Origin of the sequence: Pseudomonas botevensis (assembly GCF_019145475.1) — a bacterium.
Lineage (GTDB): Bacteria > Pseudomonadota > Gammaproteobacteria > Pseudomonadales > Pseudomonadaceae > Aquipseudomonas > Aquipseudomonas botevensis.
In genome coordinates this window covers 107,016-121,076 of sequence record NZ_JAHTKI010000006.1, presented here as the reverse complement: position 1 = coordinate 121,076, position 14,061 = coordinate 107,016, and the positions used below count along the sequence as shown (strand labels likewise).

Annotated in this window: 12 protein-coding genes; 6 read left to right on the top strand and 6 right to left on the bottom strand. The window is 61.1% G+C overall.

Annotation, left to right across the window (positions count from 1 at the left end):
- Positions 1-264: 264 nt before the first annotated feature.
- The 3 genes from KVQ74_RS10485 to KVQ74_RS10475 form a co-directional block, all read right to left on the bottom strand.
- Positions 265-1,887, bottom strand: a complete 1,623-nt coding sequence (locus tag KVQ74_RS10485) for an ABC transporter substrate-binding protein (protein WP_217831000.1) — start codon at positions 1,885-1,887, stop codon at positions 265-267.
- Positions 1,888-2,147: 260 nt separating this feature from the next.
- The gene (locus KVQ74_RS10480; RefSeq protein ID WP_217830999.1) at positions 2,148-3,749 is read right to left on the bottom strand and encodes an ABC transporter substrate-binding protein; all 1,602 of its coding nucleotides are present in this window, start codon (positions 3,747-3,749) and stop codon (positions 2,148-2,150) included.
- Positions 3,750-3,934: 185 nt separating this feature from the next.
- Positions 3,935-4,651 (bottom strand): SIMPL domain-containing protein, encoded by a 717-nt coding sequence (locus tag KVQ74_RS10475; RefSeq protein ID WP_217830998.1) that lies wholly within the window; start codon positions 4,649-4,651, stop codon positions 3,935-3,937.
- A gap of 228 nt (positions 4,652-4,879) precedes the next feature.
- Between KVQ74_RS10475 and KVQ74_RS10470 the strand changes: the two genes are divergently transcribed.
- The 4 genes from KVQ74_RS10470 to KVQ74_RS10455 all read left to right on the top strand — a co-directional run bounded on the left by KVQ74_RS10470 (position 4,880) and on the right by KVQ74_RS10455 (position 9,386).
- On the top strand, positions 4,880-6,142 hold the full coding sequence (locus KVQ74_RS10470) for an ATP-binding protein (protein ID WP_217830997.1): 1,263 nt from the start codon (positions 4,880-4,882) through the stop codon (positions 6,140-6,142).
- Positions 6,135-6,695: a response regulator transcription factor gene (locus KVQ74_RS10465; RefSeq protein ID WP_217830996.1), complete on the top strand. Its 561-nt coding sequence runs from the start codon at positions 6,135-6,137 to the stop codon at positions 6,693-6,695. Before KVQ74_RS10470 ends, KVQ74_RS10465 begins: the two co-directional genes overlap by 8 nt.
- Positions 6,696-6,791: 96 nt before the next feature.
- Positions 6,792-8,519 carry an ABC transporter ATP-binding protein/permease gene (locus tag KVQ74_RS10460; RefSeq protein WP_217830995.1) on the top strand — a complete coding sequence of 576 codons (1,728 nt, stop codon included), beginning with the start codon at positions 6,792-6,794 and terminating at the stop codon, positions 8,517-8,519.
- Positions 8,520-8,639: 120 nt separating this feature from the next.
- Positions 8,640-9,386, top strand: coding sequence for a FadR/GntR family transcriptional regulator (locus KVQ74_RS10455; RefSeq protein WP_217830994.1), 747 nt, complete (start codon positions 8,640-8,642; stop codon positions 9,384-9,386).
- A gap of 3 nt (positions 9,387-9,389) precedes the next feature.
- Here the strand turns inward: KVQ74_RS10455 and KVQ74_RS10450 are convergent, their stop codons facing one another.
- Genes KVQ74_RS10450 through KVQ74_RS10440 form a run of 3 tightly spaced genes read right to left on the bottom strand, consistent with a single transcriptional unit; the run spans position 9,390 to position 11,393 of the window.
- On the bottom strand, positions 9,390-9,857 hold the full coding sequence (locus KVQ74_RS10450) for a hypothetical protein (protein WP_318837783.1): 468 nt from the start codon (positions 9,855-9,857) through the stop codon (positions 9,390-9,392).
- Positions 9,858-9,888: 31 nt separating this feature from the next.
- The gene (locus tag KVQ74_RS10445) at positions 9,889-10,077 is read right to left on the bottom strand and encodes a hypothetical protein (RefSeq protein ID WP_217830993.1); all 189 of its coding nucleotides are present in this window, start codon (positions 10,075-10,077) and stop codon (positions 9,889-9,891) included.
- An 11-nt stretch (positions 10,078-10,088) separates the two neighbouring features.
- Complete coding sequence (locus tag KVQ74_RS10440) at positions 10,089-11,393, bottom strand: phospholipase (RefSeq protein ID WP_217830992.1); 1,305 nt, start codon at positions 11,391-11,393, stop codon at positions 10,089-10,091.
- Between the two features lie 233 nt (positions 11,394-11,626).
- Between KVQ74_RS10440 and kdgD the strand changes: the two genes are divergently transcribed.
- Complete coding sequence (gene kdgD / locus KVQ74_RS10435) at positions 11,627-12,538, top strand: 5-dehydro-4-deoxyglucarate dehydratase (protein ID WP_217830991.1); 912 nt, start codon at positions 11,627-11,629, stop codon at positions 12,536-12,538.
- Between the two features lie 74 nt (positions 12,539-12,612).
- Entirely contained in the window at positions 12,613-14,058 is a 1,446-nt protein-coding gene (locus tag KVQ74_RS10430; RefSeq protein WP_217830990.1) for an aldehyde dehydrogenase family protein, read from the top strand.
- The last annotated feature ends 3 nt before the right edge of the window (positions 14,059-14,061 follow it).

Below are 14,061 nucleotides of genomic sequence, written 5' to 3'. Positions count from 1 at the left end.
CGGTCCCTTCCGGGGACGTTGTGGCTGCAGCGAATTCAAACCGATACGCACGGCGAAAACCGATAGTCCACGCAGTGACTGGTCAGACTCCCGACGGTAGGGGCCGTGGGGCTGGCAGTAAATGCGCTGAGTCCTAAAGACTCGTAGGAAAAGGCAACACGTCCTATACCGACTCGGTCAGATCGAGTGGAAAAGGATGTAAGTAAATTCCTAACAGATCGGCAAAAAACAGCGGCGACGTTGAGAGCGTCGCCGCTGCCTCTTTTACTTGACGCTGACGCCGTAGAAGGAGTTCAGGCCGAATGGGCTGATCTTGAAATCCTGCACGTTGGCGCGCATGGGTTGATACACCGTCGAGTGAGCGATAGGTGTGAATGGAACAGCATCTTTGAGGACGTGTTGCGCCTGCTTGTACAGCTCGGTGCGCTTGGCCTGATCGGTGGTGCGCTTGGCGTCTTTGACGAGGCCGTCAAATTTCTTGTCGCACCATTTGGCAAAGTTGTTGCCGCTCAGCGCGTCACAACCAAACAACACGTTAAGCCAGTTGTCCGGATCACCATTGTCACCGCTCCAGCCAATGATCATGGCCTGGTTCTCGCCACCTTTGGAGCGCTTGATGTACTCGCCCCACTCGTAGCTGACGATCTTCACGTTCAGACCGATCTTCTTCCAGTCGGACTGGAGCATTTCGGCCATCAGCTTGGCGTTCGGGTTGTACGGACGCTGTACCGGCATCGCCCACAGAACGATCTCGGTGCCTTCCTTGACGCCGGCTTCCTTGAGCAGCTCCTTGGCTTTCTCAGGATCGTACTTGGCGTCCTTGATGGTGGTGTCGTAGGACCACTGGGTCGGCGGCATGGCGTTGACGGCCAGTTGGCCGGCGCCCTGGTAAACCGAGTCGATGATCTGCGGCTTGTTGACCGACATGTCCATTGCCTGGCGAACGCGCAGGTCAGCCAGCGGGTTCGGCTCGTTGCTGCCCTTGACCTTGTCCATCACGTTGTAGGCGATGTAGCCCAGGTTGAAACCGGCCTGGTCAGGCATCTTCAGCGCCGGATCGGCTTTCAGCCCTGCGAGGTCGGCCGGACGCGGGAACAGGGTGACCTGGCACTCGTTCTTCTTCAGCTTCTGGATACGCACCGACGGGTCGGTGGTGATGGCGAAGATCAGGTTGTCGATCTTGACGTCTTCAGGCTTCCAGTAGTCCTTGTTGCCGGTGTAACGGATGTTCGAGTCTTTCTGATAGCTCTTGAACACGAACGGACCAGTGCCGATCGGCTTCTGGTTGATGTCGGCAGCCTTGCCTTCCTTGAGCAGTTGGGCAGCGTATTCGGCGGACTGGACGGAGGCGAAGCTCATGGCCATGTTCTGGATGAACGCGGCATCAACTTCCTTGAGGGTGAACTTGACGGTGTGGTCGTCGACTTTATCGATCTTGGTGATGTTGGTATCCATCCCCATGTCGGTGAAGTACGGGAATTCGGTCGGGTACGCCTTACGGAACGGGTCATCCTTGTTAATCATGCGATTGAAGGTGAACAGCACGTCGTCGGCGTTGAACTCACGAGTCGGCTTGAAATACGGGGTGGTGTGGAACTTGACGCCTTCACGCAGGTGGAAGGTGTAGCTCAGGCCATCCGGGGAAATGTCCCAACTGGTCGCCAGCCCAGGAATCACGGCGGTGCCGCCACGCTCGAACTGGGTCAGACGGTTGAACATGGTTTCGGCGGAGGCGTCGAAGTCGGTTCCGGTGGTGTACTGGCCTGGGTCGAAACCGGCCGGGCTGCCTTCGGAGCAGAACACCAGGTTAGTCGCGGCGGTGGCGAAAGGTGCGGAGGCTAACAAGCCTGCGCCGACTAAGAACGGAATGACCGCGTGTTTAAGCATGTTGGCCTCATGATTTGTTGTCATTTTTTAATAGTGAGGTACGACCTCGTGAGTCGTGCCTGCGGATACTTATGCAGGGGCTATACCCAATGCAAGATCCAGAGCGACTGGTGGCCCTAAACCGTGGCACGAACGTACCTTAATGTCGCATCTGTATAACTTTTGACGCATTTAACCGTTTGCGGACGGTTTTTACGGTGCAAGCAGTGCCCTAAAAAGGTGCAACCGGGACGCGAAATGCTCCCGGTTGGGGCTGGGTGTTACTTATTTATACCCACACCATAGAACGGGGTGAGACCGAACGGGCTGATACGGAAGTCGGTGACTTCCTTGCGCAGCGGCTGGAACACCGTGGAGTTGGCGATCGGCGTGATCGGCACCTGTTGTTTAAGGATCAGTTGCGCCTGTTGATACAGTTTTACCCGCTGCGCTTTATCGGTGGAGACCTTGGCTTGCTGCACCAGTCTGTCGTAGGCCGGATCGCACCATTTGGCGTAGTTGCTGCCTTTCACCGCCGCGCAGCTGTAAAGCACGCCCAGCCAGTTGTCGGGGTCGCCGTTGTCACCGGTCCAGCCGTAGATCATCGCGTCGTGTTCACCGTTCTTGGCACGCTTGATGTACTCGCCCCATTCGTAGCTGACGATGTTGGCCTTGATGCCGATCTTTTCCCAATCCTGCTGGATCATCTGCGCCGACATCCGCGCATTCGGGTTCGAGGCGCGCTGCACGGTCATCGCCCAGAGGTTGATGGTTGTACCCGGTGCAACCCCGGCCTCCTTGAGTAGCGCCCTGGCCTTCACCGGGTCGTATGGGGCGTCCTTGATGTTCGGATCGAACGACCATTGCGCCGGCGGCAGGGCGTTTTGCGCCAACTGGCCGGCACTCTGATAGACGGCCTTGATGATCGCCGGTTTGTCGATGGCCATGTCCAGGGCCTGACGGACCTTGAGCTGATCCAGCGGAGGATGGGTGGTGTTGTAGGCGAGGAAGCCGAGGTTGAATCCGGCCTGCTTCAACACGCGCAGGTTCGGGTCCTGCTCCATGACTTCAATGTCGGCCGGGCGCGGGTAGCCGCTGACCTGGCATTCGCCGGTCTTGAGCTTTTGCAGGCGAACGGCGGCGTCCGGGGTGATCGAGAACACCAGGTTGTCGATCTTCACGTCCTCGGGTTTCCAGTAGGCCTTGTTCGCCGCATAGCGGATCTGCGAATCCTTCTGGTAGCGCTTGAACACGAACGGGCCGGTGCCAACCGGTTTCTGGTTGAGATCGGCGGCCTTGCCTTCCTTGAGCAGTTGCGCGGCGTATTCGGCCGACTGCACCGAGGCGAAACTCATGGCGAGGTTTTGCACGAACGCGGCGTCGACGTTGTTCAGGTTGAAGCGCACGGTGTGGTCGTCGATTTTTTCCACGGATTTGATCGTGGTGTTCAGGTCCATGTCGGTGAAGTACGGCGACTCGGCGGGGTAGGCCTTGCGAAAGGCGTTTTCCGGATCGAGCAGGCGCTGGAAGGTGAACAGTACGTCATCGGCGTCGAACTCGCGGGTCGGGGTGAAGTAGTCCGTTGTGTGGAATTTCACGCCCTGGCGCAGGTGGAAGGTGTATTGCAGACCGTCGGCGGAGACGTCCCAGCGGGTTGCCAGGCCGGGTTCGATGTCGGTGCCGCCACGTTTGAATTGGGTGAGACGGTTGAAGACGGTTTCGGCGGAGGCATCGAAGTCGGTGCCGCTGGTGTATTGGCTGGGATCGAAGCCGGCGGGGCTGGCTTCCGAGCAGTACACAAGGGTTGTGGCGGCGTGTGCCAGAGGGGTCATGGCGGTGAAGGCGAGGGCGAGTAGCAGCGATTTCAGGGTGAAGCTTTCCATTGAGTCCCCGGGTTTTGGTGTTGGTTTTTTTTGAGAGTAGCGGGGATTTCGGGGCGGGCGGAAATATCGTTTTTCTTGGGGGAGTGTCTATCTCGGTATATGTGTGGGGGAGAGCCGCTTCCCAAGGCCACAAAAAAACCGGCGACCCTCGCGGATCGCCGGTTTTTCATTCACCTCGAATCAACTCACTGCATCAGCACTTCAATCGAGCCGTCGGCGGTCATGCTCACCTGGCTGGTGCCGGCTTCTACATCCGGTGTCACCGGGGCTGCGTCCATGCCCGCCGCTTTCATCATCATGGGGGCACGCATGTAGGGTTGTGGATAACCGTTGCTGTTGAGGTTCAGGCTGACGATTTTGTAGCCCTTGCCGCCGAGGGCGTCGGTGGCGAGTTGAGCGCGGGCCTTGAAGGCGGTCACGGCTTCCTTGAGCAGGGCGTCTTCGCTGGATTTGCGGGTCGGGTCGGCGATCGCGAAGTCCATGCCGCCCATCTTCAGGTCGGTCAGCAGTTCGCCGGTGAGTTTCGACAGGGCGGCGAAGTCGGCGCTTTCCAGACGCAGTTCAGCGCGTTCGCGCCAGCCGGTGATTTTCTGGCCCTTGGTGTCGTAGATCGGGTAGCTGTTGCGGCTGCCCTGGCGCAGGGTGATGTCCTTAACCTGCTTGGCCTGGGCCAGCGCCTTGTTCATGGTGGTGCTGATGTCGGCGGCGAGTTTGGCCGGGTCGGCGTTTTGCTCTTCCGTGTACAGGGTCACGATCATCAGGTCGCGGGCCACTTCCTTGCTGACTTCGGCGCGCAGGGCGATCTGGTTGTAGTGCAGATCATCGGCGGCCAGGGCCGGCAGGCTGGCGACGCTGCCGACGGTCAGGGCGAGAAGGGCGGCGCTGCGGCGAAATGTGTGCATGAAAGCTCCTTGATATGGGCGCAGGTGATGGTTCGGGGGCCTGCGTGAAACCATCAGACTCTAGCGTCTATGATCCGGTTCGCCCAGTTACAACTTCTATACAGATGGCGAGCGCCGTGCTTTTTCCTTGCACACGCCGGTGTGGTCGTTTGACGCACTTTCGCCTCTCGGGCGCGCGGCTTGGTTATACTCCGTGCGATCCGCCTGGAGCGCTCATCAGGAGAGCTCATGCTCGCCCCCGTACAACTGACTTCCGCCACTCGCCAGAACCTCTGGCGGCTGACTTTTATCCGCACGCTGGTGCTGGCCGCGCAGGCCGGTTCCGTGGGCCTGGCCTACTGGCTGCAATTGTTGCCGTTGCCGTGGGTGCAACTGGTGATGACCCTCGGCTGTTCGATTCTGCTTTGTGTGTTCACCGCCGTGCGTCTGCGCACCTCATGGCCGGTCACCGAGCTCGAATACGCGCTGCAACTGGCCTGCGATCTGTTTATCCACAGTGCCCTGCTGTATTTCTCCGGCGGCTCGACCAACCCGTTCGTTTCGTATTATCTGGTGCCGCTGACCATTGCTGCGGTGACGCTGCCATGGCGCTATTCGGTGATTCTGTCCGGTATCGCGCTGGCCTTGTATACCCTGATGCTGACGCACTTCTATCCGCTGGAAACCTTGCCGGTCGCTCGGGAGAATCTGCAGATCTACGGCATGTGGCTGAGCTTTGCCCTCGCGGCGGCGGTGATCACGTTTTTCGCCGCGCGCATGGCCGAGGAACTGCGCCGTCAGGAAGAGTTGCGCGCGATCCGCCGCGAAGAAGGCCTGCGCGATCAGCAGTTGCTCGCCGTTGCCACCCAGGCCGCCGGCGCCGCCCATGAACTGGGTACGCCGCTGGCGACCATGAGCGTGCTGCTCAAAGAGATGCAGCAGGATCATCCCGACCCGATGCTGCAAGACGATCTGAAGGTGCTGCAGGATCAGGTCAAGCTGTGCAAGCAGACCCTGCAGCAACTGGTGCGTGCCGCCGAGGCCAACCGGCGTCTGGCGGTGGAAATGCAGGACGTCACCGACTGGCTCGACGAGGCGCTCAACCGCTGGCACCTGATGCGCCCCGAGGCCAGTTACCGCTTCCAGCGTCTGGGCCAGGGCACCGTGCCGCGCATGGCGCCGCCACCGGATCTGACCCAGGCCTTGTTGAACCTGCTGAACAACGCCGCCGACGCCTGTCCGGAAAATCTCCAGGTGACCTTGGACTGGAGCGCCGAAGACCTGACCATCAGCATCCGCGACCACGGTGCCGGAGTGCCGCTGGCCATCGCCGAGCAGATCGGCAAACCGTTTTTTACCACCAAGGGCAAAGGTTTCGGCCTGGGCCTGTTTTTGAGCAAGGCCAGCGTGACACGCGCCGGCGGCTCAGTGAAACTCTATAGTCATGAGGAAGGCGGCACGCTCACCGAGCTGCGTCTGCCCCACGGCGCCCGAGGAGACCAACATGAGTGACGAAATCCAAGTCGAAGGCGAAGAACTGCCGCATTTGCTGCTGGTCGACGACGATGCGACCTTCACCCGGGTGATGGCCCGTGCCATGGCCCGTCGCGGCTTTCGCGTCAGCACCGCCAGTTCCGCCGAGGAGGGCCTGACGCTGGCCCAGGCCGATCTGCCGGATTACGCCGCGCTCGACCTGAAGATGGACGGCGACTCCGGTCTGGTCCTGCTGCCGAAGCTGCTGGAGCTGGACCCGGAAATGCGCGTGGTGATCCTCACCGGTTATTCGAGCATTGCCACCGCCGTCGAGGCGATCAAGCGCGGTGCGTGCAACTACCTGTGCAAACCGGCGGATGCCGACGACGTCCTGGCGGCGCTGCTTTCCGAGCACGCCGACCTCGACAGCCTGGTGCCGGAAAACCCGATGTCGGTGGATCGCCTGCAATGGGAACACATCCAGCGCGTGCTGACCGAACACGAAGGCAACATCTCCGCCACTGCCCGCGCCCTGGGCATGCACCGCCGCACTTTGCAGCGCAAACTGCAGAAGCGCCCGGTTCGTCGCTGAACCTGCGCTGAACGGCTATCGCCAGCCCTCGCGATAAAACGCACCGATCAACTATGATCGGTGCGTGTCTGTTCTTTTCTTTATCGAGCCTTTTCCATGAATCAGAACGCTGAATATTCCGCGGTCAACGATGCTGTGCGCGGGCAGTTTTTTCGCAAAGTGTGGGCGATGACCACGCCTTACTGGCGCAGCGAAGAGAAGGGCAAGGCCTGGACGCTGCTGATCGCCGTGATTGCGCTGTCGCTGTTCAGCGTTGCCATTTCGGTGTGGATCAACAGTTGGTACAAGGATTTCTACAACGCCCTGCAAAAGAAGGATGAGGCAGCGTTCTGGCAGTTGATCCTGTATTTCTGCGGCATCGCCACGGTGGCGATCCTTGGCGCGGTGTACCGGCTGTACCTGACGCAGATGCTGACCATCCGCTGGCGGGCGTGGCTCACCGAGAACCACTTCAAACGCTGGCTCGGTCACAAAAACTATTATCAGCTGGAGCAGGGCGGTTACACCGATAACCCCGACCAGCGGATTTCCGAAGACCTCAACACCTTCACCGCCAACACCTTGAGCCTTGGCCTGGGACTGATCCGCACCGTGGTCAGCCTGGTGTCGTTCTCGATCATCCTGTGGGGCGTGTCGGGCAGCATCGAAGTGTTCGGGGTCGAGATTCCCGGCTACATGTTCTGGTGTGCGCTGCTGTATGCGGCGGTCGGCAGTTGGCTGACGCACCTGATCGGCCGACGCCTGATCGGTCTGAACAACCAACAACAACGCTTCGAAGCCGACTTGCGTTTCTCCATGGTGCGAGTGCGCGAGAACGCCGAGAGCATCGCCCTGTACAACGGCGAACCGAATGAGACTCGCCGCTTGAGCAGCCGCTTCGGGCTGGTCTGGCACAACTTCTGGGACATCATGCGGGTGTCCAAGCGCCTGACGTTCTTCACCTCCGGCTACGGCCAGATCGCAATCATTTTCCCGTTCATCGTCGCCGCGCCACGTTACCTGTCGGGCAAGATCGAACTGGGTGAGCTGATGCAGATCAACTCGGCATTCGGCAACGTGCAAGAGAACTTCAGCTGGTTCATCAGCGCGTATTCGGATCTGGCCGCATGGCGTGCCACGTGTGACCGTCTGCTGAGTTTCCGCCAGGCCATGAGCGACAATGAAGAGCGCGCACCGGCCATCGACGTGCAGAACCAGGGCAGCGAATTGAAGGTGCACAACCTGGGGCTGGATCTGGCCGACGGTCGTCATCTGCTGACCAACGCCGACATGACCGTCGAGGCGGGTGAGCGCGTCATGCTCAGCGGTCGCTCCGGCAGCGGCAAATCCACCCTGCTGCGCGCGATGGGCCATTTGTGGCCGGCGGGGCATGGCAATATCCGGCTGCCGGCGGCGCGCTACCTGTTCTTGCCGCAGAAGCCCTATCTGCCGATCGGCACCTTGCGTGAAGCGCTGAGTTATCCACAGCCGGGCGACACCTACGCGCCGGAGCGTTATGCACAAGTGCTGGAAACTTGCCGCCTGCCGCATCTGGTTACGCGTCTGGATGAGGCCAATCACTGGCAGCGCATGCTGTCGCCGGGTGAGCAGCAACGACTGGCCTTCGCCCGGGCGCTGCTCTACGCGCCGCACTGGCTGTACATGGACGAAGCGACGTCGGCGATGGACGAGGAAGACGAAGCGACGCTGTATCAGGCGCTGATCGATCAGTTGCCGGGGCTGAGCATCGTCAGCGTCGGCCACCGCAGCAGCCTCAAGCGCTTCCACCCAAGGCACGTACGGATCGACAATGGTCACCTCGTGGAGCAGACGGTCACCGCCTGATCTTTCACAACTCGTCCGTGTGGAAGGGGGCCAGCCCACTCCCGCACGGACGATGTGATCGTACAACCCGCTTGCGCTATGATGCGACCCAAGCCGAATTTTTGAGACCAGACGCACACCATGGAAAACCCGATCGACACTCCGCGCCTGCCTCGCAAGCGCCGCAGCCTGGCACAGGAACTGGTGACAGTGCTGACCGAGCAGATCCGCGACGGCCTGCTCAAGCGGGGCGACAAGTTGCCCACCGAGTCGGCGATCATGGAAGCCCATGGCGTCAGCCGCACCGTGGTGCGCGAGGCGATTTCCCGTTTGCAGGCTGCCGGGCAGGTGGAAACCCGACACGGCATCGGCACGTTCGTGCTCGACACGCCGAGCCCGAGCGGTTTTCGCATCGATCCGGCGACAGTGGTTACCCTGCGCGATGTCCTGGCGATCCTCGAGTTTCGGATTAGCCTGGAAGTCGAATCCGCCGGGCTTGCCGCGCAACGCCGCAGCAGCGAGCAACTGGCCGCCATGCGCGCCGCCCTCGATGCGCTGAATGAAAGCGTCGCCCATGCCAGCGATGCCGTGGCGTCGGACTTCCAGTTCCATCTACAAATCGCCCTGTCCACCGGCAACCGCTACTTCACCGACATCATGACCCACCTGGGCACCAGCATCATTCCGCGCACCCGCCTGAACTCCGCGCGGCTGGCCCATGATGACCAGCAGCACTACATGAATCGCCTGAGTCGCGAGCACGAAGAAATCTACGATGCCATTGCCCGTCAGGATTCCGATGCGGCCCGCGCGGCCATGCGTCTGCACCTGACCAACAGCCGCGAACGCCTGCGCCAGGCCCATGAAGAGGCTCAGGCGCAGGGTTGAACGTCAGGCTTCGATGGTCAGTCTGAGCGGCTCCGAGCACAGTTCCAGGCTCGACTCGTCGGCGAATTTGTAGCGCAGTTCAACGCTGCCGTTCAGGTAATTTTCCAGCGCTGAGCGGGGCACGCTCAGCTCGACGCCGGTCAGGCTGACCATGTCGTCCAGCGCTTCACTCCAGACCCCCGTCGGCTCCCAGACGCCTTGCCACTCAGGCTGTTCCGGATCCGGGCCGAGAATCGGATAGACCTCCCAGTTCGCGGGCGTGTCTTGGGCGTCGGGAACCTGAAGGCGCAAGTCGTCGCTCAGGGCCGACAGTTTCACCACGACGGTTTCGGCCGAGTGATGGGGAAATTGCGGAAGGGTTGGCGGGATGAAATCCATGATCGGTTCGCTCCATGCGAGGTGAGCCGTGATCCATTCACGGCGGCTCTGCACGGTAAAAGCGTTTTGCCTGAAATGCCCGGAAATGTTCATTTCCGGGCATTTCCGTGATCAGGGTTTCCTGTCAGGCAGGAAGGATCGTGCGGTCGACCCGGACGGCCAGTCGGGCGCTGCCGGGTTTGGCATCGAACGTCGCGTAACCCTGTTTATCCACCGTCGCGCGGGCAATCGCCACGCCATCGGCCAGCAACTCCAGCGGCGCACCTTTGAGGGATTGGCCCGAGGCCAGTTCCAGTTTCAATTTGATTGTCATGGTCATTCTCCTCAGTGGGTGTTGCCGGTGGGGTGGTAGTCCTTGAGCAGCAGGTAAGTGCTCCAGCCCCACCAGTCGTCGACCGTGGCGGTGTCGTTGAGGTTGTTGACGTCCTTGCGCCGCAGCACCTTGCCGCCCTCGGAGCGGAACAGCGGCGAGAAGTTGTTCGCCAGGTCGAGCACCGCTGCCAGATCCGGCAGTCGTTGCAACGCGGCGAAGCCGGAAGGCGCGGGCACGTTGCCGCTGAGGTAGGCGGCGAACACTTCGTCCGCCGAGGCCTGCACCGCTTGATTGACCTGGTTGCGGTTGTCGGTGTCGCTCGCTTCGAAGTAACGCTTGTCGCCGAACGCGCGCCATTGATCGCCGTGGGCATTGCGCACCTTGAGGCCGAACTTGCTGTCTTCGTCGTGCATGAAACGGGTGAGCAGTGAACCCAGATCGCTTGGGGTGACCGCGGCGGCCATGTCCTTGCGTGGCACCCGCAGGTGGCCGGAGGAGAACAGGTCGGTCAGGTAGTGATCGGCGAAGGCATTCATCGCGTAGGCCCGCTCCAGTTGCTGCGGGTCGTGACTGGCACGGGCGGCGACGGCGGTTTGCAGGGCGGCGGTGTGCCCGGCGATGTAGGCCAGTCTGGCCCATTCGCCGAAATGGTCAGCGTTGTTCGCCGCCAGTTTCAGATAACGCCCGAGCGGGAACAGCGCCGAGACAAAACTGCCGCCGCCGGTGATCTTGTTCCACTCTTCGGACAACGTATCTCCCAGTGCATCGTAGGCTTCGTGCGGCGGCTTGCCGTCCTTGATCGCCTGCCTGACCGCATCGATCTCCTTTTGCATCACCGCGAGAATCTGCGTCGCTTCGGCCCGCGCGGCCGGCAGCACCGCGAGGGAGTCGAATGCGGCGTTGAAACGTTGCAGGCGTTCGGCCGGCGTGGCGCCTTCGTTGATCGGCCGATCGACGACGCCGTAGAAATCACCGCCCAGCGCCAGCACCTGGCCGTAGGTCAGGGCCAGGCCGTTGGGCAGGTGCAAGGGGACGTTTTGCGCAAGCACGGGCTCGGCTTTTTCGACGAAGCGCAGGCGCGTGTTATCGCCGATGGCCGTATGTTCCGCGCCCTCGAACCTCAGGGGTGGCTTGCCTTTCAGGGCTTTGCCGGGGAGGGCGGTGGCGGGTGAAACGTCGCTGTGGGCGTCGGCAATGTGCAGCAGCAAATGCGGATGGTCAGCACTGATCGTGATGCCGTTCGCGCTGAACAGATCATCGAACCGAGCGATGACCGGTGCAGGTTTTTCCGTTGTTTTTGTTTGTAGACCGGACATTTCTTTCTCCTTGATATGTCGTCGGCAGGTTTTATTTGACTGTATATACATACAGTCAAATCGAGCCTAGCCGAGAATATTCCTACGTCAAGAAAAGATCTTGTCCGACAAAAAATGCCTGGCGGCGATGAAATGCAGTTGACGGTTGTTATTTAAGTTGTACGATGACCTACAACTTCGGCGAAGGCTGAACGGTCCACTCACAAAAATACGTTGCTCAGGGTGTTCGAATAATGAATCCACAAGAACTGAAGTCCATCCTCTCCGCCGGCCTGCTGTCGTTCCCGGTGACCGATTTCAATGCCCAGGGCGATTTCAACCGCGCTGGCTACATCAAGCGCCTGGAATGGCTGGCCCCGTACGGTGCTTCGGCTCTGTTCGCCGCCGGTGGCACCGGTGAGTTCTTCTCCCTGGCCGCCAGCGAATACTCGGAAATCATCAAGACCGCCGTCGACACCTGCGCCAGCAGTGTGCCGATCCTCGCCGGTGTCGGTGGTTCGACCCGCCAGGCCATCGAATACGCTCAGGAAGCCGAGCGTCTGGGCGCCAAGGGCCTGTTGCTGCTGCCGCACTACCTGACCGAAGCCAGCCAGGACGGCGTTGCCGCCCACGTTGAAGCCGTGTGCAAATCGGTGAACATCGGTGTGGTGGTCTACAACCGTAACGTCTGCCGTCTGAACGCAACGCTGCTGGAGCGTCTGGCCGAGCGTTGCCCGAACCTGATCGGTTACAAGGATGGCCTGGGCGACATCGAACTGATGGTGTCGATCCGTCGCCGCCTCGGTGACCGCTTCAGCTACCTCGGCGGCCTGCCGACCGCTGAAGTCTACGCTGCGGCCTACAAGGCCCTGGGCGTACCGGTCTACTCCTCGGCGGTGTTCAACTTCATCCCGAAAACCGCGATGGACTTCTACCACGCGATCGCCCGTGAAGATCACGCCACTGTCGGCAAGATCATCGACGACTTCTTCCTGCCGTACCTGGACATCCGCAACCGCAAGGCCGGCTATGCCGTGAGCATCGTCAAGGCCGGGGCAAAAATTGCCGGCTATGACGCAGGCCCGGTGCGGGCACCGCTGACCGACCTGACCGGCGAAGAGTATGAAATGCTCGCCGCGCTGATCGACAAGCAAGGTGCGCAGTAACACCCGATAAAACAGAGGCCGCTGAGCAATCAGCGGCTTTTTGCGTGAAGGCTTTTAGATTCGAGGGCAGTCCCGTGGCACATGCACAACGTTACGACAACTACATCAACGGCGAATGGGTTGCCGGCGCCGACTACTCGGCCAACATCAACCCGTCCGAACTGAGCGACACCATCGGCGACTACGCCAAGGCTGACCTGGCGCAGGTCAATGCGGCCATCGATGCTGCCCGCGCCGCGTTCCCGGCCTGGTCGACCTCGGGTATTCAGGCCCGTCACGATGCGCTGGATAAAGTCGGCAGCGAAATCCTCGCCCGTCGCGAAGAACTCGGCACGCTGCTGGCCCGGGAAGAGGGCAAGACTCTGCCCGAAGCCATCGGCGAAGTGACCCGCGCCGGCAACATCTTCAAGTTCTTCGCCGGTGAGTGCCTGCGTCTGTCCGGCGATTACGTGCCGTCGGTGCGTCCGGGTGTCAACGTCGAAGTGACCCGCGAAGCCCTCGGCGTGGTCGGTCTGATTACGCCGTGGAACTTCCCGATTGCCATCCCGTCGTGGAAAATCGCCCCGGCCCTGGCTTACGGCAACTGCGTGGTGCTCAAGCCTGCGGATCTGGTGCCGGGCTGCGCCTGGGCGCTGGCGGAAATCATTTCCCGTGCAGGCTTCCCGGCCGGTGTGTTCAACCTGGTGATGGGCAGCGGTCGCGTAGTTGGCGAGGCCCTGGTCAACAGCCCGAAAGTCGACGGCATCAGCTTCACCGGTTCCGTGGGCGTGGGCCGGCAGATCGCGGTCAGCTGCGTTTCGCGCCAGGCCAAGGTGCAACTGGAGATGGGCGGCAAGAACCCGCAGATCATTCTCGACGACGCCGACCTCAAGCAAGCGGTCGAGCTGTCGGTACAGAGCGCGTTCTACTCCACCGGCCAGCGTTGCACTGCATCGAGTCGTCTGATCGTTACCGCCGGGATTCACGACAAGTTCGTCGAAGCCATGGCCGAACGCATGAAGTCGATCAAGGTCGGCCACGCGCTGAAGGCTGGCACCGACATCGGTCCGGTGGTCTCGCAAGCCCAGTTGGAACAGGACCTGAAGTACATCGACATCGGCCAGTCCGAAGGGGCGCGTCTGGTCAGCGGCGGTGGTCTGGTGACCTGCGACACCGAGGGCTACTTCCTCGCGCCGACGCTGTTTGCCGACAGTGAAGCGTCGATGCGCGTCAGCCGCGAAGAGATTTTCGGCCCGGTGGCGAACATCGTCCGCGTGGCCGATTACGAAGCCGCGCTGGCCATGGCCAACGACACCGAATTCGGCCTGTCGGCCGGCATCGCCACCACCTCGCTGAAGTACGCCAACCACTTCAAGCGTCATTCCCAGGCCGGGATGGTGATGGTCAACCTGCCGACCGCCGGCGTCGATTACCACGTTCCGTTCGGTGGCCGTAAAGGTTCATCCTATGGCTCACGTGAGCAAGGCCGCTATGCGCAAGAGTTCTACACCGTGGTGAAAACCAGCTACATCGGCTCGTAACCC